Here is a 26086-nt window from a genome sequence, read left to right as displayed (position 1 = left end):
AAAAAATGTAAATCTTTTTCACATCGCCCCTTGCAACCATCCGAAGGCTTCCCATCTAGACAATGTGAAAGGAATTTACATCAACCCCTGGAGAGACCAAATGACCGCATTGTCCGAACCCACCGTCCCTGCAAACCCGGGATGGCTGCACCGCGCCGAGGCCTGGATGGACGACAAAGGCAAAGGTGCCTGGATCGCCGCCATGGTCCTTGGTTTCATCTTCTTCTGGCCTGTGGGCCTGGCCCTTCTGGCCTATATGATCTGGAGCAAACGCATGTTCAGCAAATCTTGCAGCCGCCGCAAATCTTGGCACAGCCACATGAGCGCAATGAAACCTTCGGGCAACACAGCATTCGACGCCTACAAAGCCGACACGCTGGCGCGCTTGGAACGTGAGCAGCAAGATTTCGAAGCCTTCCTGCATCGCCTGCGCGAAGCCAAAGACAAGGCCGAGTTCGACCAGTTCATGGATGAACGCGCCCGCGACAACCACGAAGAGGACGGTAAAGGCGAACCTGCCTGATCCCCCTTGCCCTGTCCCGGTCTTCGGGACAGGGTAACGCGACCTTCATTTTCGGAAATCTGTTTATGACCCACCTGCCCAACCCTGACACACAACCCGAGTTTTATCAGTCCGTCACATCCAAGCGCTTTGTCGCCTGGCTATTCGATATCGCGCTGATCTCGCTGCTGTGTATTGTTCCCGTCTTTTTGACCTTTGGCGCAGGGCTGTTTTTCCTGCCCCTGATCTATGCGGTCATAAGCTTTGTCTATCGGGTCATCACCATCTCAAACGGCTCGGCCACGCTGGGCATGCGCTTCATGGGGATCGAATTGCGCGATGCGTTTGGCGAACGTATGGATATGGGCAAAGCGCTTGCGCATACCGCCGGATATTTCATCAGCATGGCGTTTTTCGTAGTCCAGATCATCTCGATCATCATGATGCTGACTAGCGCGCGCTGTCAGGGTCTGACAGACGCCTTCCTTGGCACCGTCATGATCAATCAACGGGCCTGACCACCCATCGCGTGAATCACTTGGCGGCGCCAAAAACCGTTGCTATCATCGGGTCCGAGGCTACATGGGACCTTCATGCGACATACGCTGCCAATTGCGCCACAATTCTATGTGACGGCCCCACAGCCCTGCCCTTACCTTGAGGGCAGGCTGGAGCGTAAGCTGTTCACCGCCCTGCAAGGCGAAGGTGCAGACCAGCTGAACAATTCCCTGTCCCAACAAGGGTTTCGCCGGTCTCAAAACGTACTCTATCGCCCGTCCTGCACTGATTGCGCGGCCTGCCTGTCCGCTCGGATCGATGTTGCTGCCTTCCGCCCAACCAAAAGCCAGAAACGCGCCGCAAAACGGAATTCCTACCTGCAGCGGCGCGCCACATCGCCCTGGGCTACGGACGAGCAGTACGAGCTGTTCCGCCGCTACCTCGACACGCGCCACGCCGATGGCGGCATGGCCGATATGGATGTGTTCGAATTTGCCGCGATGATCGAGGAAACCCCCATCCGCAGCCGCGTGGTGGAATATCTGGACCCCGAAACCGGTGACCTGATCGCCGTCAGCCTGACCGATGTGCTCGATGACGGGCTCAGCATGGTCTATTCCTTCTACGACCCGCAGCAACCGCAGAACTCTCTGGGCACCTATATGATCCTGGATCACATCGACATCGCGCGCGAGGCGGGCCTGCCTTATATCTACCTGGGCTACTGGGTGCCCGGCAGCCCGAAGATGGGGTACAAGGCCAAATTCTCAGGCCTCGAAGCCTATGTTCAAGGGCAATGGCAAAAGGTTCAGGACCCTGCAACGTTCTCTGATGAGTCGCATCATCCGCTCTCTGCGGCCCCTATCGCGGAACAGGTTGCCAATATTCAGTTACCCGACCGCCACCCCACCAAGGGTTGATCTGATATGAAACAAAGCCTGCATGCCGTCACTCTTGTGGTGCCGGATTATGACGCGGCGATCGCCTTCTACACCGAAACGCTCAGCTTCACGCTGGAGCAAGATATCGATCTGGGCGGAGGCAAACGCTGGGTGCGGGTGGTCCCACCCCGCAGCAACGGCGCCTCGCTTCTGTTGGCCAAAGCCGTTGGTCCTGATCAAAACGCCGCCATCGGCAACCAGACCGGAGGCCGCGTCGGCTTCTTCCTGCAAACCGATGACTTCCAGCGCGACCATGCCGCGATGCGCGCAAACGGTGTGCACTTCGAAGAAGACCCTCGCACCGAACCCTATGGAATTGTCGCCGTCTGGCGCGACCCGTTCGGCAATCGATGGGATCTGATCCAGTTCACCTGATCCACTCTTCATCTGGCCAGAAAATATCCCGGGGATGAATTGGCCGCAGGCCAAGAAGGGGCTGGCCCCTTACCCCCCAACATAAAAAGCAAAAGGGGGCCATCAGGCCCCCTTTTTCAATTTGATTACTCAATCCGATCAATTCGGAATCAAATCCGGGACAATGGTTACAATCGCCGGGAAGAACCACAGGATTGCGATCCCAACCACCTGGATGACCACAAAAGGTGCAACCCCTCGGTAGATATGTCCGGTCGTCACCTCTTTTGGCGCGACACCCCGCAGATAGAACAGCGCAAACCCAAAGGGCGGCGTCAGGAACGAGGTCTGAAGGTTCACCGCCACCATGATCGTCACCCATTTCGGATCAAACGACCCGCCATAGATCACCGGGCCCACAATCGGGATCACAATGTAGATGATCTCGAGAAAATCCAGCACAAAGCCCAGAATGAACAGCACCAGCATCACGATCAGGAAGACCGTGAACTCGTTGTCAAAGCTTTTCAGGAACTGCTGGATATAGTGCTCCCCCCCGAACGAGATCACCACAAGGTTCAACAACTGAGACCCGATCAGGATGGTGAACACCATCGAGGTCACCTTGGCCGTCTCGCGCACCACAGGGGTTAGAACGCCGCTCGAAAACAGCACCCAGCAGCCATATAGCAGGCCAAACAGCGCATAGAGATAAGCTGAATATGCCAGACCAAAGGCGATCCAGGTTTCGGCGTTTGCTCCGCTCTGGTTCACCCGCAGGTCAAAGTTCACACCCAGCAACAGGCAGATGATCACGGCAAAGGTCGACCAGATGATCACACCGCCCGACTGACCCTGCTCACGCAACTTACGATAAGCAGCCAACATGATCGCGCCACCGGCGCCAAGCGCGGCCGCCGGTGTCGGGTTGGTGATCCCGCCAAGGATCGAGCCGAGAACGGCAATGATCAGAACCAGCGGAGGAAAGACCACGCGGATCAGATCATTGGTCGCACAACGTGCAGCCGCTTCCTTACAGCCATACATCGCAACAGCAAACGGGATGGCCAAGAGAAGGAAGGTGGCGCCGGATGAGGTGATTGGTGAGATCAGCAGGATATCAACCAGCAACATCAGCAACAGACCGATCGCCCCAACGATCAGGGGCTGAGGGGAACGCGATGGCGCAATACCGCGACCCAGAACCAGGGTCAGGGCCAGCAGCACCACGATGATCGTGACACCGGTCCCAATCGGCGCGGCACCGGCAATCTTGGCCTCACGCGCCGCGGCGATTTCTTCCTCGCTCAGACGTTCGGCATTGGCAATTCCACCGGCTGCATCAATCTCCTGTTGCTCGATCACAGCCTGATCCCAGGCCGCCTGACCATGCAGGTCGATCATCGAGGCTTTGCATTCCTCCGACACATTTGTCCTCAGCGATGCATCCTGCCCCACATCCGAGAAGGCCGAGACCGAGATATTCTGGCTGCCAATGATCCCGGCACTGCCCAGAAGCATTGCGCCAACAATAATAGCAACCGGCGCGCCCAGCAGCCATGTCAGACCTTCGGATCGTGTGATGGTCTCACCTGACCCGCCCGACAGTTCGACGGCAGGTGCCTTGTCCGGATTCAACAGCGCATAGCCAAAGGCGTAAAGCGCATAAAGAAGTGCCAACATGATCCCCGGCAGCAGCGCGGCCTGGAACAATGTCCCCACCGAGACCACCGCTGGCTCACCCAGATAGGTCAACGCATCGGTACATCCCGCTGCAACAGCTCGACTTTCCTGAGCTGTGGAATACAGATCTCCTGCCAGTGTGCCCAAAAGGACAATCACAATCGAGGGCGGAATGATCTGCCCCAAAGTGCCCGACGCAGCAATCACACCGGTCGCAAGCTCTGGCGAATAGTTGTTTCGCAACATGGTCGGCAGTGCCAACAATCCCATGGTCACCACGGTCGCACCAACAATCCCGGTTGAGGCCGCCAGAAACGCGCCAACAACCACAATCGAAACCGCCAAACCACCCGGCAGAGGGCCAAAAACGCGCGCCATCGTGGTCAGCAGATCATTGGCAATCTTGGACCGCTCCAGCGTAATGCCCATCAGAACGAACATCAGCACCGCCAGCAGGGTCTCAATCGACTGCCCCGCCAACACACGCTCGTTCATACGGTTCACGATGAACGAGACGTTGCGATCCAGCGCGGTTTCCCAACCCGAGGGGAAGACCGGCTCGCCGATCCTTGGCAAATCCGGGTATCGGAACACCGAAACTGAATCGGGTTTCACCCCCGTCGCAACCAGATCCCGGTACATTTGCGAACTGGTATCGATTGCCTGATGGATCAATAGCCCGGCACTGTCCAGCGCGGCAATGATCCCGAAGGATATGACCCCGGCCCCACCAATGGCAAAGGCCACCGGGAAACCAGAGAGGATGCCTCCGAAAAGGCAGAAAAATACGATAATGAGGCCTATCTCGACGCCATCAAGTCCGAATAGCATTGTCTGGGTCTCCGTCCCTAATGTGCGCCTTCATAGGCTTCTTCACCTGCGCCAAGGCTGTCCTTGTCGAGGTATTTTCCGGCGCTCTCGGGCCCTTCCACATATTCCAGATACGATCGGTAAAGGAACGCAATCGCATGCAGGAACACCATGCCTGCAAATAGGACAAGCAGGATTTTGAACAGGAAATATGCGTTGAAACCGTTGGGGCTGAAGCCGATGGTTTCCACATTCCACCGCAGCGCGCGTGATTTGGCAACCAACCGGTCCAGAGTATCACTGGCCGATGGTTTCGGCACGATCAGATGCCGCCACATGAAATACCAGCCATACATCCAAGTCAGCACCGCCATCGGCATCATGAACAATAGCGCACCGCACATGTCGACCACACGCTTGGCGCGGTGGCTTATGCCTGCGTAGATCAGGTCAACCCGCACATGTCCGCCTTGCACAAATGTGTAGGTACAGCATAGGCAGACCACCATGGCGTTATATAGTTTAAGTTCTTCTGCGAACCAACTGATATCCTTTTGAAAAGGAATACCAAACCCGAACGCCATATCCGCGCGCGTAAAGACACGCTGCATGAAAACGATGATGATCTGCTGAAGCACCATCAGCAAACCGGCCCAGGCAAAGAACCGCCCGGTGATGTTTGCGAACCCTTCCAGCCCGCGAACCATGCCCCACATGAAATTCCGGTAGTAGAGGCCAATGGCCGTCAGCACCAGAAACAGGGCAAAAATCACAAAGAAGAACTCGACCGACCCGCCATAGTAGACAAAGCGCATCACAGCTTCATTGTCCGACCAGTTCAGCCACAGTTGCGGATGCGTGATCGCATATCCAAAATTATAGAAGGCTTCGGCAATGCTCTGAATGAACCAGATCAGTCCATTCCACAGGGCGCCGAAGAACGAGATACCGTTTTCGTCCTGCATGTTGTCCCCAGGTCGCGTCGGTTGCACTGCCTATTGGTGCGGCATGATGGGTCCGCGCATGTGCAACAGGAAAGGTTTCCCCGCGCCTGCGGGGAAACCGTTTGGTCTGATGATCAGGGCTTAGCCGCGCACGCGGTCGCGCTGAGCGGTGTAAGCACCAGACGACAGGTTCAGCCAGGCCGAGGACGATGCCATCGACGCCATCGCGCTGTCGTGGATCTTCTTGAACAGCTCGTCGCCCATGTTCTCGTCCAGAACTTCTTGGCTGGCCTGACCGAAGGCATCCCAAACGCTGTCCGGGAATTCCATGACCTTGACGCCACCCGACTGCAGACGCTGCAGGGCTGCACCGTTGTTGGCCAGGAATTGCGCCAGGTTCCACTGGTGCGCTTCGGCAGCTGCGATCTCGATGATCTTCTGCTGGGCAGGTGTCAGCTCGTCGAACACGTCGCGGTTGGTCGCCAGCGACAGACCTGCGCCCGGCTCGTGGAAGCCCGCAGTGTAGTAGGTCTTGGTGATTTCCTGGAAACCAGCTTTTTCGTCCGCCCAGGGGCCGATCCACTCGGTGCCGTCAATCGCACCCGAGGACAGCGCCTGATACACCTCTGAGCCCGGAATGTTCTGAACCGATGCGCCCAGTTTACCCAGCGCCTGACCACCCAGACCCGGCATACGGAACTTCAGACCCTGGAAATCCTCGGGGCCGTTGATCTCTTTCGAGTACCAACCGCCTGCCTGCGCGCCAGTGTTACCGGCCAGGAAGGATTTCAGGCCGAAGATCGAACCCAGCTCATCATGCAGCTCCATACCACCATCGTGGTAGTACCAGTTCACCAGTTCCTGAGCGGTCATGCCGAACGGAACTGCGGTGAAGAAGGCATAGCCTGGGTGCTGACCAACAAAGTAGTAGTCTGCCGCGTGGTACATATCGGCCTGACCCGAAGATACAGCGTCAAACACTTCAAACGCGCCAACCAGCTCGCCTGCGGCCTTGATGTCAACATTCAGGCTGCCATCGGACATCGCGTTGATGCTGTCGGCGCAACGCTGCGCGCTGTCGAACACGCCAGCCAGACCACGACCCCACGAGGTCACCATGGTCAGTGTCCGCTGACCCTGCGCATAGGCCGGTGCCGCCAGAGCGGTTGCCGCAGCTGCAGAGCCGCCCAGAGCAGATTTCTTTAGAAATGAACGACGATCCATATGAGTGTTCCTCCCCTTACATAATGGTAACCGGTAAACACTCCGGGCCTGTCGCATTCAGTAGGCCGCAGGGTAATGCCGAAGATGTGAAAAGGAATACCTAGTACTGCGTAGAAACGCAGGTTTCTGACGGGTTTTTATAGGAAAATAACTAGCAAATACGGCTCGAACCCCGGATTTTCGGTCGTTCTGGTCCTTAAGATGTCCATTCTTTTTGCATTTCTGCCGCCTGTTGCGTATCGATTCGACAATGCAGAGATTAAGAAATCTGGTTTCGCTGACCTATGCGCAGAAGCTGTCCCTTGTCGCCGCGATCCCCTTGGTTGTGGCCGTGGCAGCCATTGCCGTGCTGGTAGCCTACGAAGCGCGTGCAACAGCCGAACGCGAAATCGAAGCGTTGGAGCGCAGCCTGATCGAAGCCAAGAAAGAAGAGCTGCGCAACTACGTCACGCAAGCCCGCAACGGATTTGCTTACATCTATGGTCGGGCGACACCTGATGACGAGGTGGCCAAGAACCTCGTGTCTCAGATCCTGTCGGCCATGATCTACGGGCAGGACGGGTTCTTCTTTGTCTATGACTATGACGGCAACAACCTTGTCAGCCCCAGGCAGACCGAATTCATCAACCGAAACTGGGAGGGCCTGACCGATAGCGATGGCACACCTGTTGTTGATGAGTTTATTCGCCTCGCCCGCCAAGGCGCAGGGTGGCACAGTTTCATGTGGCAAAAACCGTCTACCGGAGAAGAGGCGCAGATGATCGCCTATGTGGTCGGGCTGCAGGATTGGCGCTGGGTGGTCGGTACGGGCGTGTTCATCGACGACATCGTTGCCGCTGTTGCGAATGCACGCGCCGAGGTCGAAGCCCGCGTGCAGCGTACCTTTATGTATATCGGCGCCATTGTTGTGGCGGCTGTCCTGATCGTGTTTGCCTCGGGTATGTTGCTGAACATCCGCGAACGGCGGCTGGCTGACGCAAAGCTGAAAGAGCTGACGCAGCGTGTATTTGATGCACAGGAAGAAGAACGCGGACGAGTTGCGCGAGAATTACATGATGGGATCAGCCAGATTTTGGTCGGCGTCCGCTATGCGCTGGACACCGCCCGGCGGCGGGTATCTCGTGGGGATTTTTCAAATGCAGAGGACCCGCTGGACAAAGGGATCGAACATTTGGGCACCGCCATAACCGAAGTGCGCCGGATCAGTCGCGACCTACGCCCTGGTGTGCTGGATGATCTGGGTTTGGGCCCTGCTCTTAAATCGCTGACGGATGATTTTCGGGACCGCACCGGGATCGAGACCGAGTTCTCGACCGTTGTATTCCGCAACCGGCTGGATCAGGACAGCAAGATCGCGCTCTATCGAATTGCGCAAGAAGCGCTGACCAATATCGAACGTCATGCCGATGCGTCGCATGTTACCATCGATCTGCGTGGCCACAAGAAAGGTGCGACGATGCGGATCACCGACAATGGGCGCGGGTTGCGAAACGAACCGGGCCGTGTGGCCACCGGGATCGGGCTGCGCAACATGCAGGAGCGCATCGAACAGCTTGACGGAGCGCTGCGTATTCTGTCATCACGCGGCCCGCATGGCGGCACGGTGATAGAAGCCAGCTTGCCGCTGAGCCACCTGCTCCCACCGCAGGAAGACGCAACACCAAAGCGAAAGGCCGGGACATGACCATCCGAGTCCTTATTGTCGACGATCACCCGATGGTGGCCGAGGGCATTCAGTCGATCCTTGAAAGCTATGACGAGATTGAGGTGGTCGGTACGCTCAGCAGCGGTCAGTCTGCTGTGGATCAGGCCGCAAGCCTATCCCCCGATGTGATCCTGATGGATCTGAACATGCCGGGCCTGGGCGGCCTAAGCGCAACGGAAATGATCCTTGAACGTTTGCCTCAAACGCGCATCTTGATCCTGTCGATGCATGACAGCCCAGAATACATCTCAACCGCGCTCAGCCATGGGGCCAAAGGCTATCTGCTCAAAGACGTCCCAACAGACGAAATCAAACAGGCCATTGATGCCGTCATGGCAGACGAGCAATATCTTTGCACCGGAGCAAGCGGGTCGCTGAAACCCAAAGGCGACAGCACCCGAGAGGCCCTGACCGGCCGGGAACAGACGATCCTTCTGGAACTGGCGCAGGGCAAATCCAACAAAGAAGTCGCCCTGGCCTTGGATATCTCGGTTCGCACGGTCGAAACCCACCGCAAAAACATCAAGCGTAAGTTGGGTATTTCCTCCACCGCTGGGCTCACCCGCTATGCGCTGGAACATGGGGTTTTGCAGGGAACCGGCGTGGGGTTCTAACCCGACCGCGGCGTGGCACGCGCCGCCCGGCCCAACCAGACAAGACGCGCTAAAGACGCGTTGCCGAGGGGCGGGAGGCTTTAATTTCGAGGGCGAATATCTTCCCCGAAAAAGATCAAGGTCCCGTCCTCATCCAGGACGTGAAACTCGCGCTGTAGGTAGGGCTGATCAAAAGGTGGCCGCACGCGTCCCTCGGGCAGGTCGCTCAAACCATCTTTCAAACTGTCATAGAGCGCATCAATACCTTTCACATCGATGTAAAAGGACTGGTTATCACCCAAAGGTTTGCCATCGGTGCGTGGCGGGCATTCCAGCAACCGGACAGCAACTGACCCCCGCGACAGAAAGGCATAGTTATCCTGCTTGAATCCGCACTCAAACCCCAAACGTCGGCAATAGAAATCAATCTGCGCCTCCAGTGACGCGCAGAGAACAAACGGCGTAATCTGTAGCACTTCGGGCATTGGAACCTCCGGCCTGCTTCAGGATCATGCTACATGTTCTGCTGGCTCAATCCAGCAATTGATCCTGCCGTGTGCCTTCACGCTCATAATGATGCGGCAGGACGCGACCGTATAGCTGCCGGGTGCGCTCGACCCCGCCGCACATTCCTTCGGTTTCCACAAAGGAAAAGATGCCGACATATCTTTGGCGGGTCCCAAAAACCGGCGCGACCCGGTGCAGGGAATACCGCCCCTTGAAGATTTGCAGATCGCCTGGCTGCAGTTCCAACCGGCGCACGCGCGACATGTCGCCATCCAGAACGGCAGAGACTGCACCGAAATTCTCATCCTCCGAAGTCCGCAGGTTCGGCGCATATTCGAACGCACCCCCGTCTTCACCATTTTGAATGGCCAGAGTCACCGTGAAGTTGTTTGTGTCGAAATGCCAGGGAAAGCCCTGCCCCGCTTCCACGACATTGATGATCACATCCGCCAGCGGGTCGTCATAGCGAAAGAACCGATCCGCAGGCTCCTCCAGCGCGGTCCGGATGAAGGGCATGAACCCGTCAAACTCATAAATCCGTCGCAGGGGTCCGGATTTAGGGAAATTGTCCGCCGGGACAAAGGCATTCGATCGTTCATAGAAGCGGCGGATGGGATGGCCGATTCCGAACCGCGGATCATCTTTAGTGAAATAGGCGTTCGTTCGGTTGAAGGAGCGATGGGCCTGCGGCGACACCGCGTCGGCCTCTTTCACCAACAATTCGAGCCCGCCGGGATGCACAAAACCCGGCAATACCGCACAGCCATCTTCGCTCAGTTCGCGCTGAACATCATCAATCATCCGGTCATAAGCCTGTGAACCTGGCCGGTCGATGGGATAGCGGCCCAAATCCACCAGATCATGCAGCATGACATACCTCCCTCGTAGTCCCGTCTCTGTCAGCGTGACTCAGTTAAACCGCCCGATCATGCCCATTTTGGACATTTGCTTGACGCATTCAGACTGGCGAATATCCATCCCAACCGGCGCCCAAGACATCATTTTTCGCTAAAATTCCCAGCCTGCGGCAATCTGCGCAATAAAATGTCGCAAAATAACTTCTTGAAGATAGAAAATTGGCGCAATTGCCTGTTGACGCCCTTGCGCGCCGCTCATAATGTCCCTGCACGCAAAAAGGAGCCTCTGGCGATGAGAACGCTAGTCGTAATCGTGGGAACCAAGCGCATGGGCCGGTAACGGTAAACCATAATCGAACCCATGCGCCTCCGACACAATCGGGGGCTTTTTTTTGTCAAACGCAAGACACATGTCGCGAACGGAGCAAAGCAGATGACACGTGAGATGACCGGCGCAAAGATGGTGGTTCAGGCCCTCAAGGATCAGGGCGTGGACACGGTATTCGGATACCCCGGCGGCGCCGTGCTACCGATCTATGATGAGATTTTTCTGCAAAACGACATTCGCCACATTCTGGTGCGCCACGAGCAGGGTGCAGTGCACGCCGCCGAAGGTTATGCGCGTTCGACCGGCAAGCCCGGCGTTGCGCTTGTAACCTCTGGCCCCGGCGCCACCAATGCGGTGACCGGCCTGACCGACGCGCTGTTGGACTCGATCCCTATTGTTGTTCTGACCGGCCAGGTTCCGACTTTCATGATCGGCTCGGACGCGTTTCAGGAGGCCGACACGGTTGGCATCACCCGCCCCTGCACCAAGCATAACTGGCTGGTGAAGGACACTGATGCGCTGGCCGCAACCATGCACGAGGCCTTCCATGTCGCCACTTCGGGCCGCCCCGGCCCGGTACTGGTCGACATTCCCAAGGACGTGCAGTTTGCATCGGGGGAATACACCCCGCCCAAGCCATCAAACTCACACTACCAGCCTGTGCTGAAAGGTGATCTGGAAGAGATCACCGAGCTGGTTGCCGCGATAGAAACCGCGAAAAAACCGGTGTTTTATACGGGCGGCGGCGTCATCAACTCTGGCCCTGCCGCCAGCCAGTTGCTGCGCGAGTTGGTCGATGCCACCGGATTTCCGATCACCTCGACCCTGATGGGGCTGGGTGCTTATCCGGCTTCGGGAAAAAACTGGTTGGGTATGCTGGGGATGCATGGTCTGTATGAGGCCAATATGGCGATGCATGATTGTGATCTGATGATCAATATCGGCGCGCGGTTTGACGACCGGATCACAGGCCGGATCGATGCGTTCTCGCCCAATTCGAAGAAAGCGCATATCGATATCGATCCATCCTCGATCAACAAGGTCATCCGCGTGGATATCCCGATTGTGGGCGATGTCGCCCATGTGCTTGAAGATATCCTGAAGATCTGGAAAGCGCGGGGCCGCAAGACGGATGCGGCGAATGTCAAACAATGGCAGGCGCAGATCGCGGACTGGCGTAAGGTGAATTGCCTCGCCTTTACCGCCAGCGAAAAGACCATCAAGCCGCAACATGCGCTGCAACGGCTTGAGGAACTGACCAAGAAGCATGATCGCTACATCACCACCGAAGTGGGCCAGCACCAGATGTGGGCGGCACAGTACCTTGGGTTTGAAGACCCCAACCGCTGGATGACCTCGGGCGGCCTGGGCACGATGGGCTACGGCTTCCCGGCCTCGATCGGCGTGCAGATGGCGCACCCGGATGCGCTGGTGATCAATGTTGCTGGTGAGGCATCTTGGCTGATGAACATGCAGGAAATGGGCACCGCCGTTCAGTACCGGCTGCCGGTGAAGCAGTTCATCCTGAACAACGAACGTCTTGGCATGGTGCGCCAGTGGCAGGAACTGCTGCACGGTGAGCGGTATTCGCATTCCTGGTCTGAGGCCCTGCCCGATTTCGTCAAACTCGCCGAGGCCTTCGGGGCCAAGGGTATCCTGTGCTCCGACCCCGCCGATCTGGATGACGCGATCATGGAGATGATCAACTATGACGGTCCGGTGATCTTTGACTGCCTTGTTGAAAAGCACGAAAACTGCTTCCCCATGATCCCGTCGGGCAAAGCCCACAACGAGATGCTGCTGGGCGAGGCCGAAACGCAAGGCGTGATCGATAGCAAAGGTTCGGTTCTGGTCTGACGCATTCGAAGATTTCAGTCGGACGCCACGCGCGTCCGGCCTAAAATGGATGATGAAAGGGACATAAATGTCTGCCCTACATATCAAAAAAGGCTCCACCCGCCATTCGGCCTATAACCTACGGCCCACCTTCTCGGACGTACAGGAACGGCACACGATCGCGGTTCTGGTCGAGAACGAGCCGGGCGTTCTGGCCCGTGTGATCGGCCTGTTCTCGGGCCGTGGATACAACATCGAAAGCCTGACCGTGGCCGAGGTCGACCACACTGGGCATCTCAGCCGCATCACCATCGTGACCACCGGCACCCCGCAGGTGATCGAACAGATCAAGACACAGCTGGGCCGGATCGTGCCGGTTCATGATGTACATGATCTGACGGTCGAGGGCCCCTCGGTCGAGCGCGAACTCGCGATCATCAAAGTGGTCGGAGAAGGTGACAAACGGGTCGAGGCGCTGCGTCTTGCCGATATCTTCCGCGCCAATGTGGTCGACAGCACGCTGAATTCGTTCATTTTTGAGATCACCGGCGCACCCGACAAGATCGACGCCTTTGCCGATCTGATGCGCCCGCTGGGACTGATTGAAATTGCCCGCACCGGTGTTGCCGCCCTGCTGCGTGGCGATTGATTTTTCTTAAGCCCCGACCCTGCCTCCGAAAACTTCGGGCGGGGTCGATCTGAAATTGGTCGATTTCCACAGATGCTGGCAATCGAGTGGCTTTATGTGCGTTATTTTTACCATAACGCCCCTTCTCCTGAGAAAAACCTCAAACAAATTAAGATAAAGCCTATTGCTTTTGGCTTACGGCGCGTTAGCTTCGGCCCGCAACGCGATTTGGGGATGCGTTGTTTTGGTGATTTTTGTGATTTCTCAGTGCCTGCGGTGATCCGTAAGCCTGAACTTTTAACACGTGAAGCAATAAAGCGCCGGGGAAAAACATGGCCGATGACATTCGCAGCCCTGCTGAGCTTCGGGCTATGTTCGGCTCGAACCTAAGGCACCTTGCGCGCGACTACCCATCTGTCTCGGCCTTGTGCCGGAAGCTCGGCATCAATCGGACGCAGTTCAATCGCTACCTCGCAGGCGAGAGCTTCCCGCGCCCGGATGTTTTGGATCGGATTTGTCGGTTTTTTGATGTTGATGCAAGGATTGTCCTAAGCCCCTTAGGTGAAATTCCCGCTGTGACAGAACATCCTGCAAGTTCAATTCTGACACAGTTTCTGGGGTCCGGGTCTGAAGTTCGAGGACCAAAGAACTTTACATCCGGTTTCTACGCGGTCGCCGAAAGCCAGCCCTCGGCACCACAAGTGACATTGCTTTACGCCAAACGGCGACCTCAATGCACCTTGATACGGGGTTATACCCCCCGAGCCCACATGCCCGGCACATCACCTCAAGCGCGTGAAATTCAAGGAATTGCAGCGACCACTGGCGATCATGTCTACATTCTGACCTCACAACGCGGTGGCCATAACAGTAAGATATACTTGCTGAATCAGGATGCCGAAATTTGGCGCGGAACGGTTATCAAACCCTCTGAACCGCATCAGCCAAAGCCGGTTGTTCTGCGCCATCTCAAACAGAACGCCGAAACCGTGTTCCAAGCCGCGCGACGATCTGCAAAAACCGGTGGACCATCAGTCTAACACTCGCGAAACGGCGCTTATGCCAGATCGATCAATCTGGTGCGTCGTCACTGCAAATCCCTCGGTACAAATGCCAGCTTGCATGGCCCAACAAAGGCAGCACGATCAACAGGCCCAAAAACCAGGGAAGCATCGCAACAAAGGTCAAAACCGCGATAAACAGCCCCCAAGCCAGCATCACGACTTTATTTTGTGAGACATATGTAAAGCTGGCGATCATGGCGGTGACAAAATCGAGCTCTCGATCCAGCAGCATCGGGATCGACAGAACCGAAATCATGTAAAGCAGCGTTGCAAAAACCGCACCAACAGCCGTGCCGACAGCCAACATCATCAACCCGTTGGGGGTCAGAAAAACCTCCAACGAACTGGATATGTTCGTCATCGTCGAGAGCCCCATGAACAGGGCAAATATCATGTGGCCCAAAAAGAACCAGAACAAAAACACCACAACGATGATGGCGCAGATCGAGGGCAATTGGCGGCGGCTTTGCTGCAGCACCACGCCAAACACGGCAGGCATATCAAGGGGTTCCCCCTGTTCTAACCGACGAGAGACCTCGTAGAGGCCGACAGCCGCAAACGGCCCGATCAGCGGAAAGCCGATCGCGGCCAGAACCAGCCAGAAACTTGTACCAGTTTGCACGGTGATCCAGGCCATGGCCCAACCGGCCAGAACATAAACCCCCGCGAAGATCAGACCGAACACCGGCGCGCGGCGCAGATCAGCCCAGGCCTGATGCAGTGCCTGCCGTATCATCACGCGGTTCACCGGGCGCAGGTTCGGTACACCAAAGGGTCTATCCATCTCAACTCCTCCTCGCCATGAGGCGTTACTGCAAGGCGGGCCGCCTTTGGGGCCACTCTGTTGCCGCATGATAGGCCGCGCCAATGGACAACAGGCGGGCATCCGACCCACGCGGCCCGAACAGTTGCAGCCCCATCGGCAATCCTTGCGCCCCAAAACCAGCTGGAACCGCCAGGCAGGGCAGACCGATCAGGCTGACGGGCACGGTCACATGCATCCAGCGGTGATACGTATCCATGGCCCGCCCAGAGATTTCGGTCGGATATGGCAGGTTGACATCAAAAGGCCAGACCTGCGCCGCCGGCAGGATCAGGGCATCGTAGTGGTCAAAAACCTCGACTGCCTTTCGGAACCAATCGGACCGTACCACGCTCGCCTGATGCACTTGCAACGCCGACAGTGCCAGACCTCGATCCAGCTCCCACTGCGCGCTGTCTTTTAGGGCATCGCGGTTCTGGGACAACGGCTCCAGACCCGACGCAACAGACCAAGATCGCAACGTGATCCAACTGTCCCACATGGCTTCCGCATCAAAAGGCGGCGGTATACGCTCGATATGGGCCCCCAACTGCCCGAACACACCCAAAGCCGTTTCGCAAAGGTCCAGGACCCCCGCGTCCATCGGAAAGGCGCCTCCCCAATCCGCCAGCCAGCCAATACGCATCCCCGTCAAATCCAGGGGCTCAACCGGCGACACAGACCTATGGGGCGCGTTCAAGGGCAATCGCGGATCAGACCCCGCGATCACATCCAGCAACAGGCCAATATCCTCGGGGCTGCGCGCCATTGGTCCAAGGGTTGACAACTGGTGCAGAAAGCTATCCCCAACCGGGTCCGACGGCACCAGGCCCCAACTGGGCCGAAACCCGTAGACGTTATTCCAGGCCGCCGGATTGCGCAAACTGCCCATCATGTCCGACCCATCGGCCAGCGTCAGCATCCCGGTCGCCAAGGCCACCGCCGCACCGCCCGAAGATCCACCGCAGGTTCGCGCGGCATTGTAAGGATTGCGCGTCGCCCCGTAGACCGGGTTGAACGTATGTGATCCCAACCCAAACTCGGGCGTGTTGGTCTTGCCAATCAGGATCGCGCCTGCTGCCCGCATCCGCGCTGCGATCAGATCATCTGTTTCGGGCACGAAGCCGTTAAACAGCGGTGATCCCTGCGATGAGGCAACACCCGCCACATTCACCAGATCCTTTACCGCCACGGGCACCCCATGTAGTGCCCCGCGTATTGGCCCGGCATCCATCGCACGGGCCTCCGCCAACAGCGCCTCTTCATTCCGTATCGCCACGATGGCGTTTACCACGCCGTTGACCTGCCCGATCCGCTCCAGCGTCGCGCGCATCACGCCTTCCGCAGATACCCGCCGCTCCGATAAGTCCGCGATCAGCATCTGCGCAGAATATTCTGTGATGTCCATTTAGGCTCCAACGGCAGGGGTCGTGAATGTCACATCCAGCCTAGCCGCGCCACCAGATCATTAAAACCCACTGTTTCAATACATCTTTTCGGCCCGCGGACACGCACACCGTATCCACTTCATCTGGCCAAAAAATATCCCGGGGGAGCCGCGGCCCGCCGCGGCGGGGGCAGAGCCCCCTGCCGACTTACTCGCCTTGCGCTTCGGACCGGCTCTTGCCCGCCACGTTCAACGCCAGCGTCGCCGCCATGAACCCATCCAGATCCCCGTCCAGCACCCCTTTGGTGTCCGAGGTTTCATAGTTTGTCCGCAGGTCTTTCACCATCTGATAGGGCTGCAACACATAAGATCGGATCTGGTTGCCCCAGCCCGCATCACCTTTCGCCTCATGCGCGGCGTTGATGTCAGCGTTCCGGCGATCCAGCTCTTGCTGATAGAGCCGCGATTTCAGCGCCTTCATGGCTATGTCGCGGTTCTGGTGCTGGGATTTCTCGGACGAGGTCACAACAATCCCGGTGGGAATATGCGTGATCCGTACCGCCGAGTCCGTGGTGTTCACGTGCTGACCACCCGCACCGGACGACCTGTAAGTATCGATCCGAATATCCGACGGATTAACCTCAATCTCGATATTGTCATCCACGACCGGATAGACCCAGACCGAACTGAAAGACGTATGCCGTTTTGCCGCCGAATCGAACGGAGAAATTCGCACCAGTCGGTGCACGCCGCTTTCAGATTTCAGCCAACCGTAAGCATTGTGACCGGTGATTTTATATGCTGCAGACTTAATCCCAGCCTCTTCACCGGCCGTCTCCGATTGCAGCTCGACCGTATAGCCCTTTTTCTCTGCCCAGCGCACATACATACGCGCCAGCATCGAGGCCCAGTCGCAGCTTTCCGTGCCACCCGCACCTGAATTGATCTCAAGAAAAGTGTCGTTGCCGTCAGCCTCGCCATCCAACAGCGCTTCAAGCTCTTTCTTGGCAGCCTTCGAGCCCAGCTTGGCGATGGCTTCTTCGGCGTCCTGAACAACCTCGTCATCCTCTTCCATCTCGCCAAGTTCGATCAGCTCAATATTGTCGCTAAGGTCAGTTTTGATGGATTCGTATGTCTCAATGGCGTCGACCAGCATCTGCCGCTCGCGCATCAGTTTCTGCGCGTTTTCAGGGCTGTCCCACAGGTTGGGGTCTTCGACCCGCGCATTGAACTCCTCAAGCCGGTGAGGCGCGGTTTCATAGTCCATGCGCTGCGCCAGCAGCTCCAGCGACTTTTCAATCTCCGCCACGATATTTTGGGTTTCGGCGCGCATGGTGTTGTCCCAACTTGCTCAATCAGGCCTGCGTGATAGCAAGAGGTGGAGGCCACCACAAGACAGGCGCATCGGGAATGCAGAACCCACCACAAGAGATTCTGGATCAATGGCAGCTGACTTTGATCACGCCGGTTGCGGAAACCGGCGCGGCCCGTGTTTGGAAGGTTCTGGATCCTGATGATACAGCGGCTGCGCTCAAACTCTATCACCGCCCGGATCGCGGCAACGAAGCAGCGGGAACCGAAATCCTGAGCGCCTGGCAAGACCGGGGAGCCGTCAGGATTCTCAAAGAGACCGGAACAGCGATCCTGATGGAATGGCTCGAAGGCCCCACGCTCGGGGACATCGCGCGGCGGGGAGAGTATGGTCAGGCCCTAGTCACTTTGGCAGAGACCGCCAAGCGCCTGCACGCCAAGCCCACCCCTCAGATTTCGGGGTTGCGCCCGCTGACCCAGGTGTTCCACCCCCTTTTCGAATGCCAATTCGCCCCCTCCTGTCCCGTCGATCTGGTTCGGGATATGCAACAGGCCATTGGGTTGGCGCGAAGCCTATTGGACAGTCAGACAGCGATGACCCCGCTGCACGGCGATCTGCACCCCGACAATGTCATCCTCAGCAGCGCGGGTCCACGTGTCATCGACGCCAAAGGCTATCTGGGCGATCTTGCCTTTGAATTGGCCAACACAATCCGGCATCCCAAGGGTATGCCAGAGCTCGTGCGCCAACCGGATCACATGAACAAATGTTTTTTGCTCTACGCAGATACTCTCGGCGTTGACCGAAAGCGCCTGGCCCAATGGGCCGCCGCCAAATGCGCGTTGTCGATCTACTGGAGGGCAAAAGGCTCCCTTGCACAAGACAAAGAGGCCGATTTGTTGCGCTTGCTGCTTAACGCAGCAAATCAGTAAAGACCGCCCGTGCTCAAATCGCCTTGCGAGGCTTTTGGGCCGACGGTGACCGTTTCACCTGTTGAAGTTTGCACCTGTACACCTGCGCGCTGAACCTCTTCGAACAGCGGCAAATCTGATCCGATGGCAAAGCCGCCATCATAAATCCGGTCGATAAAGCCATCGACACCATCGCGGAAGTATTCAGCCACGACATAATCGCCAGTCGCCTCTGCGGGCAGACGCGCGCCGCTGAACCGGTCAATCTTGATAAAGTGACCACCGGGCGGCACGTCGAACGGGCCCCCGCCATATTTCTCAACCGCTTTTTCCATGAAGCTCTGGAACACCGGGCCGCACATGGTGCCACCATAGGCCCCCCGGCCCATCGGGCGCGGACGGTCATAGCCGATATAGCAGCCCGCCACGATGTTCGAGGTAAAGCCGATGAACCAGGCGTCTTTCGAGTCGTTGGTCGTTCCGGTCTTACCCGCGGTCGGCACCGGAAGGTTCACAAAGCGCGAGGCCGTACCCCGGTCGACAACGCCCTTCATCATTGAGGTCAACTGATACGCCGTAATCGCATCCATCACCTGCGAGCGGTTGGTCTCAATCGTGGGCGATTCATCCGGCTCCAGCCAGCTGGAGTTACAATCCAGACATTGCCGATCATCATGGCGATAGATCGTCTTGCCGAACCGGTCCTGAATACGATCGACCAGCGTGGGCTCTACCCGTTCACCTCCATTTGCGAACATCGCGTAAGCCGCGACCATCTTGTAGAGCGTCGTCTCTTCGGACCCAAGCGAGCTGGCAAGGAAAGCGCCCATGCGGTCATAGACGCCGAATCGTTCTGCGTAACCCGCAACAACGGGCATCGTCACCTCTTGCGCCAGACGGATGGTCATCAGATTTCGGGATTGTTCGATCCCGGTGCGCAGCGGCGTCGGGCCATAGAACTTGTTGGACGAGTTCTTGGGCCGCCACAGACCCTGCGGCGTGTTCACCTCAATCGGCGCGTCCACAACGATGGTTGCCGGGCTATAGCCGCTGTCCAGCGCAGCCGCATAAACAAAGGGTTTGAATGAAGACCCCGGCTGACGCTGCGCTTGCGTCGCGCGGTTAAACACCGTGTCCTGATACGAGAACCCGCCCTGCATCGCCAGAACGCGGCCCGAGTTTACATCCATCGCAACAAAGCCGCCTTGCACTTCGGGCACCTGACGGGCGGACCACTGCCCCTCTTCCCCGGCCATCACAAGGATCACGTCACCGCGTTTGAAATTGTCGAAGAAATTGCCCTGCATCCACTTGATGTCAGAACGCGGGATGATGCCGTCGGACGGACCATCCTCGATCCCGACGGTCAATTGCTGCTCGGCCACGTCCAGCACCACAGCCGGATACCATTTGGTCGGCAGCACCACGTCGCGGGGGATTTCCATCAGCGAAAGCGCCTCGCGCCACTGCGCCTCATCCGCCAGCGCATCTTCGGCGATCACCTCACCGGTTCCGCGCCATTTGCCACGGGACAGGTCGTATTTCTGCAATGCGGTGCGCAGGGCCTTGGCGGCCTCGACCTGCATTTCCTCATCAACCGAAGCACGGACGGTGAAACCGCCGGTAAAGAACTCGCCCTCACCGAAATCTTCGCTCAACTGACGGCGGATTTCATCGGTGAAATAGTCGCGCGGTGGCAGCGCGGTGCGGAAGCTTTCGAAATCGCCGTTCTGCACCGACCGCAGCGGCATCTCAACCTCGGCCTCATAGGTGGCCTGATCAATATAGCCGTTCTGGTTCATCTCACGCAGCACATAGTTGCGGCGTGCAAGCAGGCGTTCTTTTTGCCGAACCGGGTGATAGTCAGACGGCGCCTTGGGCATCGAGGCCAATGTCGCGGCCTCATGTGGGGCCAGTTCCTGTAAGGTCTTGTTGAAATAGGTCTGCGCCGCCGCCGTCACGCCATAGGAGTTCTGACCCAGGAAAATCTCGTTCATATAAAGTTCGAGGATTTGCTCCTTGTCCAATGTATCCTCAAGCCGGGTGGCGAGGATGATCTCTTTGATCTTGCGCTCGGCCCGACGGTCGCCCGACAACAGGAAGTTCTTCATCACCTGCTGCGTAATGGTCGAGGCCCCGCGCACGGTTTCACCCTTTGACCGCACCGCCTCAACACCCGCTGCTATGATCCCGCGCGGGTCATAGCCCTGATGGCTGTAGAAATTCTTGTCCTCGGCGGAGATAAAGGCCTGCTTCACCAGATCCGGGATCTCCTCTGACGGGGTGAACAGACGACGTTCCTGCGCGAACTCGTCGATCAGCTGGCCTTTGCCGGAATAAATCCGGCTGATCGTCGGGGGCTTGTATTGGGCCAATGATTCATGGCTGGGCAGGTCGCGGCCATACATCCAGAACACGGCACCAACCACCAGCGCCGCCATAAAAATACCCAAAGTCACGAGGCTGAAAATCGCCCCGAAAATCGAAAGAACAAACCGGATCACGTTACTGCCTTTTTTTCGCGCTGCCGCCTATATAGGGGCGCACCGCCCAAGGGTCAAAACCACAGGCGCATTCTAGCCGTTTTGAGGCGTTAGGTCACTGTCCAATCAGGGACCGCCTGATCACATCCTGCTGGTTCCAGTCCTCAAGCCCCTGATAAATCCCAAAGGCCATCTTGGCGCGCCAATCGGGGTTCTTGATGTTTTCCAGGTCTCGGGGGCTCGACAAAAACCCCAATTCCACAAGAACCGAAGGTATATCTGCGGCCTTCAGCACTGAAAAGGACGCGGTGCGCAAGGGCTTGCGATTCATCGGCCCCCCCTGCTGCGCCATACCGTTGACCAGAGCTTGCGCCAGCGCGTCTGTGCGGGGTTCTGTCTCTTGCCGAGCCAGATCCAGCAGGACGTCCGTGACCTCATCATCCGCACCTTTCAGATCGACGCCCGCCAGCAAATCCGCGCGATCGTGGCGTTCGGCCAGCTTTGCACTGGCCACGTCCGAGGCCTCATCCGACAGGGTATAAACCGCCGCGCCGTGCGCCTGCCCCTCGGACAGCGAATCCGCATGCAGCGAGATGAACACATCTGCACCCGCCCGATGGGCCAGCGCGATGCGACGTTCCAGCGAAACAAACTGATCGTCAACGCGGGTCATCACCACCTCATACCCGCCTGAACGCAACAGCATTTCCCGTAGTTCGCGCGCAAAGGTCAGCATCATGTTTTTCTCGGTGATCCCCCCAACCTCGGCCCCCGGATCGATACCGCCATGTCCGGGGTCCAGCATCACGCGTAATGGTCCATCTGACTTGCGAGGAGTCGCCTGACCGGTCAGCGAAGGTTCGGGAAGATCCCAACCCGGATTCTTGGGCTCACCTGCCGAGGCGTTGAACACGTCGAAATCAACGCCCTTGAGGTTGAGCGTCAGCAAGGCCGTGCCAGCATTCGGATCGATCTGCATCTCGGCGGTGTCCACGGCCATCGGTGCACCAAGTTCCAGCACCAATCGAGACCAGCCAGGAACATAAGCGCCAAACCGAACGCCGCTGATCAGCTCGGATTGCAGGAAGTCTGAACTGCTCAGGCCACTCCAGTCGACCTCTTGGAAATCCATCACCATCCGGTAGGGATCGCGCAGAGTGAAGATGCGGTACGGCACCCCCTGGCTAAGGCCAAGATCGACCTGCACACCGGTGCGTCCCGTGTCGACAATGCGGCTTTGATCCGGCTGAATGCGTGCAAGGGCGCTGAAATCCTGCGCGACAGCAGCACAAGACAGCGCCCAGATCAGCGCGATACAATAGAAAATCCTGCTCATGGCCTCAAGTTATCCCGAGATCGTTTGGCGGGCAGCCTATACCAATCCGCAACTTTTGTGAACGGGTCAGGCGCGCTGATCCAGCCCGTGACGTTCCGACATGAAAGCCCGCAGTCGCTTCAATCCCTCTTCGATATCGGCCGTGGCGCGCGCGTAAGAGAACCGCAGGGTCGTGTGTCCACGCACTGGGTCGAAATCCAGCCCCGGCGTGACTGCAACGCCCGCTCTATCCAGAATCTCAGCCGCAAAGGCGCGACTGTCATCGGTCAGATCCGAGACATCGGCGTAGACGTAAAACGCCCCATCAGGCGGGGCGATATTGGTGAAGCCAGCGCTGGGCAGACCGTCCAGCATCAAAGCCCGGTTCCGGCGATAGACATCCAGATTGGCTTGTAGCTCATCCTCGCATTCCATCGCAGCCAAGGCTGCCACCTGACTGGCATGGGGGGCGCAGATGAACATGTTCTGGGCAATGCGTTCGACCACGCGCACCTGATCCTCGGGCACCACCATCCAACCGACCCGCCAGCCGGTCATCGAGAAATACTTGGAAAATGAGTTGATCACATAGCACTCATCCGTCAGTTCCAATGCGGTGACGGCTTTGGCCTCATATTCCAGCCCGTGGTAGATTTCATCGCTGATGAAGGATGCGCCCTGCCGGCGCGCTGCATCGATCAGCGCGCCCATGGCCGCGCGATTCAACATGGTACCGGTCGGATTGGCGGGTGACGCCACCATCAGACCCTGCAGGTCCAGCCCTGCGAAATCGGATGGCACAGGCTGCAATCGGTTCTCGGGCGCGGTTGGCAGATCAACGGGAACCAAGCCCAGCGCTTTCAGAATCTGTCGGTAAGACGGATAGCCCGGCGCGCCGATACCCACACGGTCGCCGCTGTCGAACAGCGCCGTGAAAGCCAGCAGAAACCCGCCCGAGGAGCCGGGTGTGATCAGCACCCGTTCGGGGTTCAGATCGACATTGTACCATTCGCCATACATCTGCGCGATCCGCTGGCGCAGTGCGGGCAGGCCCAAAGCCACCGTATAGCCCAACGGGCCCTGCTGCATCGCGTGGGCCAAAGCCTCGGTCGCGCCTTTCGGAGCGCCGGTTCCGGGCTGGCCGACTTCCATATGAATGATGTGACGTCCGGCCTCTTCCGCCCGACGCGCGGCCTCCATCACGTCCATCACAATAAAAGGATCGACCCCGGATCGGGTTGAGTTTCTCATGCCCATCTCCCATGTTGCAGCCATGGCTTTTGAACGCGTATCCCGGCTGGCGTCAATCCCAGCCCTGATACTGGCGGCTGTCCTGTGGCTGACGGCGGCGGTGCAGAGCCATGCGCAAAGCCTGATCCGCGACCCCGATATCGAATACGGCCTGCGAGAACTGGCCTTTCCCGTGCTCCGCGCAGCCGGGCTGAACACCAACCGGGTTCGAATCCTGGTGGTCAATGACAGCACGTTTAACGCCTTTGTGATCGACTATAACGCGATCTACTTGAACTATGGCCTGATCCTGGGCGTCGACAGCCCCGAAATGCTGCAGGCGGTGATCGCACACGAAGCCGCGCATATCGCCAACGGGCATCTGGCGCGGCGTTCAGAGAATCTGCGTGCGGCGAACCGCAATGCAGGCCTTGGCACCGCATTGGCGCTGATCGCAGCTGCGGCGGGCGGCGGAGAAGCCGCCGCCGGGATTGCCGCGGGTGTACAGGGCTCTGCGCTGCGTAGCTTTCTGGGGCATACACGGGCCGAAGAGGCCTCCGCCGACCGCAGCGCAGCCAGCTACTTGCGATGGGCCGGTATCTCTCCCAGCGGGATGGTCACGCTTCACCGCAAATTCGCTGGGCAGGAACTGCTGAGCACGGTAAATCAGGACCCCTATATGCGGTCGCATCCGACCAGCCGCGAACGCCTGCGCGCCGCCGAAGCGTTTCTGGAGGAATTCGGCGACAGGGCCCAGCCTAACGCAAATGCCGACTACTGGTTTGCGCGTGTCAAAGGCAAGCTGTCGGCCTTTTTGCGCACCCCGTCCTGGACCCTGCGCCGCGCCAAAGAAGAGACCGATCGCGACATCCGCATGATGCGAGAAGCCTCGGCCCACCACCAAAACCGCAATCTGGCCAGTGCGCGCGCCGCGATTGACGAGGCGCTGGCCATCCGCCCGGACGATCCGTTCTACTATGAGCTCAAAGGTCAAATCCTGTTGGAAAACAGACAACTGGCTGAGGCAGTTCAAGCATATGGTCAAGCGGTTGAAATGGCACCGAATGACTCGTTGATCCTGGCAGGCTATGGGCGTTCCCTTTTGGCGCAAGGCAAAACCAAAGACGCCCTGCACGTGCTTGAGAAGGCACGCGCCCGCGATTTTCGCAATGCCCGCCTGATGCGGGATTTGGGACTGGCCTACGCACAGGTCGGCAACAATGGGATGGCCTCGGCCGTCACCGCTGAACGATATGCCCTACAAGGCCGGCTGGCAGATGCAGGGATCCACGCAAGGCGCGCAGTCGGGCAATTGCCCGAAGGATCTCCGGGTTGGCAAAGGGCACAGGATGTGTTGATTGCGTCGGAACGCGCAAAGAAGAACTCAAAAAGGAAACGGAAATGATCCTCAGACATGCAGCCCCCGCCCTTCTGGGGCTTTCCCTGATTGCAGGCCCAGTACAAGCACTGGACCTGAACGCCATGAGCGATGCGGAACGCGCCGAATTTGGTGCGCAGGTGCGCGAATACCTTCTGGAAAACCCCGAGGTTATTCTGGAAGCGATCAATATTCTGGAACAGCGCAACGCCGCGGCCGAAGCCGCCGCAGACAAGGATCTGGTCGCCGCAAACGTGGATGAGCTGTTCGATGACGGCTACAGCTGGGTCGGCGGCAACCCGGATGGCGATATCACCCTAGTCGAATTCATGGACTATCGCTGTGGCTATTGCCGCCGCGCGGTTCCTGAGGTCGCGCAATTGCTGGAAGCCGACGGAAACATCCGTTTGGTGATCAAGGAATTCCCGATCCTTGGCGATGCCTCGGTACTATCGTCGCGCTTTGCAGTGGCCACCAAACATGTGGCCGGGGATGATGCGTATAAGCAGGTGCATGACGCCCTGCTGGAGTTCACCGGAGAACCCAGCGAAGTCACCCTGCGCCGCATCTCGGACGGTCTGGGCCTTGACAGCGACGCCATCATCGCCGCGATGGAAAGCGAGCAGGTCACCGATGAGATTACCCGCACTCGCGCGCTGGCGCAACGGATGCAGATCTCGGGCACACCGTCTTTTGTTCTGGGCACCGAGATGCTGCGCGGCTTCCTGCCTGCGGATCAGATGCAGCAGATTGCGGACGGGGTACGCGCGGATCGGGGCTAAACCTCGGGCGTG

The 26086-nt window shown here is 58.1% G+C and carries 24 protein-coding genes; 13 read left to right on the top strand and 11 right to left on the bottom strand.

Annotation, left to right across the window (positions count from 1 at the left end):
• The first annotated feature begins 100 nt into the window (after positions 1–100).
• From ACR0KG_RS06805 to ACR0KG_RS06790, 4 genes are all read left to right on the top strand, one after another.
• Entirely contained in the window at positions 101–523 is a 423-nt protein-coding gene (locus tag ACR0KG_RS06805) for a DUF2852 domain-containing protein (RefSeq protein ID WP_170530529.1), read from the top strand.
• Between the two features lie 65 nt (positions 524–588).
• Positions 589–1020, top strand: a complete 432-nt coding sequence (locus ACR0KG_RS06800) for an RDD family protein (protein WP_480542538.1) — start codon at positions 589–591, stop codon at positions 1018–1020.
• Between the two features lie 75 nt (positions 1021–1095).
• A complete protein-coding gene (locus ACR0KG_RS06795) occupies positions 1096–1920 on the top strand; it encodes an arginyltransferase (protein ID WP_480542536.1) in 825 nt (274 codons plus the stop codon).
• A 6-nt stretch (positions 1921–1926) separates the two neighbouring features.
• Positions 1927–2316, top strand: a complete 390-nt coding sequence (locus ACR0KG_RS06790; RefSeq protein ID WP_480826814.1) for a VOC family protein — start codon at positions 1927–1929, stop codon at positions 2314–2316.
• Between the two features lie 138 nt (positions 2317–2454).
• Here the strand turns inward: ACR0KG_RS06790 and ACR0KG_RS06785 are convergent, their stop codons facing one another.
• From ACR0KG_RS06785 to ACR0KG_RS06775, 3 genes are all read right to left on the bottom strand, one after another.
• Positions 2455–4809, bottom strand: coding sequence for a TRAP transporter large permease subunit (locus ACR0KG_RS06785; protein ID WP_480826813.1), 2355 nt, complete (start codon positions 4807–4809; stop codon positions 2455–2457).
• Positions 4810–4826: 17 nt separating this feature from the next.
• A complete protein-coding gene (locus ACR0KG_RS06780) occupies positions 4827–5753 on the bottom strand; it encodes a TRAP transporter small permease subunit (protein ID WP_170530534.1) in 927 nt (308 codons plus the stop codon).
• 120 nt (positions 5754–5873) lie between these two features.
• Complete coding sequence (locus ACR0KG_RS06775; RefSeq protein ID WP_170530535.1) at positions 5874–6956, bottom strand: TRAP transporter substrate-binding protein DctP; 1083 nt, start codon at positions 6954–6956, stop codon at positions 5874–5876.
• Between the two features lie 250 nt (positions 6957–7206).
• Here ACR0KG_RS06775 and ACR0KG_RS06770 point away from each other — a divergent pair, with 250 nt between their 5' ends.
• Both ACR0KG_RS06770 and ACR0KG_RS06765 read left to right on the top strand, forming a co-directional pair.
• A complete protein-coding gene (locus tag ACR0KG_RS06770) occupies positions 7207–8640 on the top strand; it encodes a cache domain-containing protein (protein WP_480546879.1) in 1434 nt (477 codons plus the stop codon).
• On the top strand, positions 8637–9275 hold the full coding sequence (locus ACR0KG_RS06765) for a response regulator transcription factor (RefSeq protein ID WP_170530537.1): 639 nt from the start codon (positions 8637–8639) through the stop codon (positions 9273–9275). Before ACR0KG_RS06770 ends, ACR0KG_RS06765 begins: the two co-directional genes overlap by 4 nt.
• Before the next feature lie 80 nt (positions 9276–9355).
• Here the strand turns inward: ACR0KG_RS06765 and ACR0KG_RS06760 are convergent, their stop codons facing one another.
• Entirely contained in the window at positions 9356–9739 is a 384-nt protein-coding gene (locus ACR0KG_RS06760; protein ID WP_170530538.1) for a bleomycin resistance protein, read from the bottom strand.
• 46 nt (positions 9740–9785) lie between these two features.
• Positions 9786–10631: a HalD/BesD family halogenase gene (locus ACR0KG_RS06755; RefSeq protein ID WP_480542526.1), complete on the bottom strand. Its 846-nt coding sequence runs from the start codon at positions 10629–10631 to the stop codon at positions 9786–9788.
• A gap of 420 nt (positions 10632–11051) precedes the next feature.
• Between ACR0KG_RS06755 and ACR0KG_RS06750 the strand changes: the two genes are divergently transcribed.
• From ACR0KG_RS06750 to ACR0KG_RS06735, 4 genes are all read left to right on the top strand, one after another.
• Complete coding sequence (locus ACR0KG_RS06750; RefSeq protein WP_480826812.1) at positions 11052–12803, top strand: acetolactate synthase 3 large subunit; 1752 nt, start codon at positions 11052–11054, stop codon at positions 12801–12803.
• Positions 12804–12870: 67 nt separating this feature from the next.
• A complete protein-coding gene (ilvN, locus tag ACR0KG_RS06745) occupies positions 12871–13431 on the top strand; it encodes an acetolactate synthase small subunit (RefSeq protein ID WP_170530541.1) in 561 nt (186 codons plus the stop codon).
• Between the two features lie 72 nt (positions 13432–13503).
• The gene (locus tag ACR0KG_RS06740) at positions 13504–13800 is read left to right on the top strand and encodes a hypothetical protein (protein ID WP_480542524.1); all 297 of its coding nucleotides are present in this window, start codon (positions 13504–13506) and stop codon (positions 13798–13800) included.
• Complete coding sequence (locus ACR0KG_RS06735) at positions 13743–14450, top strand: helix-turn-helix domain-containing protein (protein ID WP_480546875.1); 708 nt, start codon at positions 13743–13745, stop codon at positions 14448–14450. The genes ACR0KG_RS06740 and ACR0KG_RS06735 overlap by 58 nt, the downstream gene beginning before the upstream one ends.
• Positions 14451–14481: 31 nt before the next feature.
• Here ACR0KG_RS06735 and ACR0KG_RS06730 read toward each other — a convergent pair whose 3' ends face one another.
• From ACR0KG_RS06730 to prfB, 3 genes are all read right to left on the bottom strand, one after another.
• The gene (locus ACR0KG_RS06730) at positions 14482–15258 is read right to left on the bottom strand and encodes a DUF2189 domain-containing protein (RefSeq protein WP_480546873.1); all 777 of its coding nucleotides are present in this window, start codon (positions 15256–15258) and stop codon (positions 14482–14484) included.
• Positions 15259–15283: 25 nt separating this feature from the next.
• Positions 15284–16684 carry an amidase gene (locus tag ACR0KG_RS06725; RefSeq protein ID WP_480826811.1) on the bottom strand — a complete coding sequence of 467 codons (1401 nt, stop codon included), beginning with the start codon at positions 16682–16684 and terminating at the stop codon, positions 15284–15286.
• 187 nt (positions 16685–16871) lie between these two features.
• Positions 16872–17996 carry a peptide chain release factor 2 gene (gene prfB, locus ACR0KG_RS06720; protein WP_480542517.1) on the bottom strand — a complete coding sequence of 375 codons (1125 nt, stop codon included), beginning with the start codon at positions 17994–17996 and terminating at the stop codon, positions 16872–16874.
• A gap of 77 nt (positions 17997–18073) precedes the next feature.
• Here prfB and ACR0KG_RS06715 point away from each other — a divergent pair, with 77 nt between their 5' ends.
• Positions 18074–18907: an aminoglycoside phosphotransferase family protein gene (locus ACR0KG_RS06715; protein ID WP_480826810.1), complete on the top strand. Its 834-nt coding sequence runs from the start codon at positions 18074–18076 to the stop codon at positions 18905–18907.
• Here the strand turns inward: ACR0KG_RS06715 and ACR0KG_RS06710 are convergent.
• The 3 genes from ACR0KG_RS06710 to ACR0KG_RS06700 form a co-directional block, all read right to left on the bottom strand.
• Positions 18901–21390 carry a penicillin-binding protein 1A gene (locus ACR0KG_RS06710; RefSeq protein WP_480546865.1) on the bottom strand — a complete coding sequence of 830 codons (2490 nt, stop codon included), beginning with the start codon at positions 21388–21390 and terminating at the stop codon, positions 18901–18903. The genes ACR0KG_RS06715 and ACR0KG_RS06710 overlap by 7 nt on opposite strands.
• 94 nt (positions 21391–21484) lie before the next feature.
• The gene (locus ACR0KG_RS06705; protein ID WP_480546863.1) at positions 21485–22705 is read right to left on the bottom strand and encodes an N-acetylmuramoyl-L-alanine amidase; all 1221 of its coding nucleotides are present in this window, start codon (positions 22703–22705) and stop codon (positions 21485–21487) included.
• A gap of 66 nt (positions 22706–22771) precedes the next feature.
• Positions 22772–23935: a pyridoxal phosphate-dependent aminotransferase gene (locus ACR0KG_RS06700; protein ID WP_480826809.1), complete on the bottom strand. Its 1164-nt coding sequence runs from the start codon at positions 23933–23935 to the stop codon at positions 22772–22774.
• Between ACR0KG_RS06700 and ACR0KG_RS06695 the strand changes: the two genes are divergently transcribed.
• Both ACR0KG_RS06695 and ACR0KG_RS06690 read left to right on the top strand, forming a co-directional pair.
• Positions 23934–25319, top strand: a complete 1386-nt coding sequence (locus ACR0KG_RS06695) for a M48 family metalloprotease (protein ID WP_480546859.1) — start codon at positions 23934–23936, stop codon at positions 25317–25319. The two genes, ACR0KG_RS06700 and ACR0KG_RS06695, sit on opposite strands and share 2 nt — an antisense overlap.
• Positions 25316–26074: a DsbA family protein gene (locus ACR0KG_RS06690; RefSeq protein ID WP_480542505.1), complete on the top strand. Its 759-nt coding sequence runs from the start codon at positions 25316–25318 to the stop codon at positions 26072–26074. The genes ACR0KG_RS06695 and ACR0KG_RS06690 overlap by 4 nt, the downstream gene beginning before the upstream one ends.
• Positions 26075–26086 lie beyond the last annotated feature (12 nt).

It is taken from the genome of Ruegeria sp. H4 (assembly GCF_056533065.1).
Note: the sequence above shows the minus strand (reverse complement) of the source record. Positions and strands in the feature narration are given on the sequence as shown.

Excerpts from the sequence above, each read along its gene's own strand:
- ACR0KG_RS06805 (WP_170530529.1), top strand. The coding sequence starts at position 101 with ATGACCGCATTGTCCGAACCCACCGTCCCTGCAAACCCGGGATGGCTG.
- ACR0KG_RS06800 (WP_480542538.1), top strand. The coding sequence starts at position 589 with ATGACCCACCTGCCCAACCCTGACACACAACCCGAGTTTTATCAGTCC.
- ACR0KG_RS06795 (WP_480542536.1), top strand. The coding sequence starts at position 1,096 with ATGCGACATACGCTGCCAATTGCGCCACAATTCTATGTGACGGCCCCA.
- ACR0KG_RS06790 (WP_480826814.1), top strand. The coding sequence starts at position 1,927 with ATGAAACAAAGCCTGCATGCCGTCACTCTTGTGGTGCCGGATTATGAC.
- ACR0KG_RS06785 (WP_480826813.1), bottom strand. The coding sequence starts at position 4,809 with ATGCTATTCGGACTTGATGGCGTCGAGATAGGCCTCATTATCGTATTT.
- ACR0KG_RS06780 (WP_170530534.1), bottom strand. The coding sequence starts at position 5,753 with ATGCAGGACGAAAACGGTATCTCGTTCTTCGGCGCCCTGTGGAATGGA.
- ACR0KG_RS06775 (WP_170530535.1), bottom strand. The coding sequence starts at position 6,956 with ATGGATCGTCGTTCATTTCTAAAGAAATCTGCTCTGGGCGGCTCTGCA.
- ACR0KG_RS06770 (WP_480546879.1), top strand. The coding sequence starts at position 7,207 with ATGCAGAGATTAAGAAATCTGGTTTCGCTGACCTATGCGCAGAAGCTG.
- ACR0KG_RS06765 (WP_170530537.1), top strand. The coding sequence starts at position 8,637 with ATGACCATCCGAGTCCTTATTGTCGACGATCACCCGATGGTGGCCGAG.
- ACR0KG_RS06760 (WP_170530538.1), bottom strand. The coding sequence starts at position 9,739 with ATGCCCGAAGTGCTACAGATTACGCCGTTTGTTCTCTGCGCGTCACTG.
- ACR0KG_RS06755 (WP_480542526.1), bottom strand. The coding sequence starts at position 10,631 with ATGCTGCATGATCTGGTGGATTTGGGCCGCTATCCCATCGACCGGCCA.
- ACR0KG_RS06750 (WP_480826812.1), top strand. The coding sequence starts at position 11,052 with ATGACACGTGAGATGACCGGCGCAAAGATGGTGGTTCAGGCCCTCAAG.
- ilvN (WP_170530541.1), top strand. The coding sequence starts at position 12,871 with ATGTCTGCCCTACATATCAAAAAAGGCTCCACCCGCCATTCGGCCTAT.
- ACR0KG_RS06740 (WP_480542524.1), top strand. The coding sequence starts at position 13,504 with ATGCTGGCAATCGAGTGGCTTTATGTGCGTTATTTTTACCATAACGCC.
- ACR0KG_RS06735 (WP_480546875.1), top strand. The coding sequence starts at position 13,743 with ATGGCCGATGACATTCGCAGCCCTGCTGAGCTTCGGGCTATGTTCGGC.
- ACR0KG_RS06730 (WP_480546873.1), bottom strand. The coding sequence starts at position 15,258 with ATGGATAGACCCTTTGGTGTACCGAACCTGCGCCCGGTGAACCGCGTG.
- ACR0KG_RS06725 (WP_480826811.1), bottom strand. The coding sequence starts at position 16,684 with ATGGACATCACAGAATATTCTGCGCAGATGCTGATCGCGGACTTATCG.
- prfB (WP_480542517.1), bottom strand. The coding sequence starts at position 17,996 with ATGCGCGCCGAAACCCAAAATATCGTGGCGGAGATTGAAAAGTCGCTG.
- ACR0KG_RS06715 (WP_480826810.1), top strand. The coding sequence starts at position 18,074 with ATGCAGAACCCACCACAAGAGATTCTGGATCAATGGCAGCTGACTTTG.
- ACR0KG_RS06705 (WP_480546863.1), bottom strand. The coding sequence starts at position 22,705 with ATGAGCAGGATTTTCTATTGTATCGCGCTGATCTGGGCGCTGTCTTGT.
- ACR0KG_RS06695 (WP_480546859.1), top strand. The coding sequence starts at position 23,934 with ATGCCCATCTCCCATGTTGCAGCCATGGCTTTTGAACGCGTATCCCGG.
- ACR0KG_RS06700 (WP_480826809.1), bottom strand. The coding sequence starts at position 23,935 with ATGAGAAACTCAACCCGATCCGGGGTCGATCCTTTTATTGTGATGGAC.
- ACR0KG_RS06690 (WP_480542505.1), top strand. The coding sequence starts at position 25,316 with ATGATCCTCAGACATGCAGCCCCCGCCCTTCTGGGGCTTTCCCTGATT.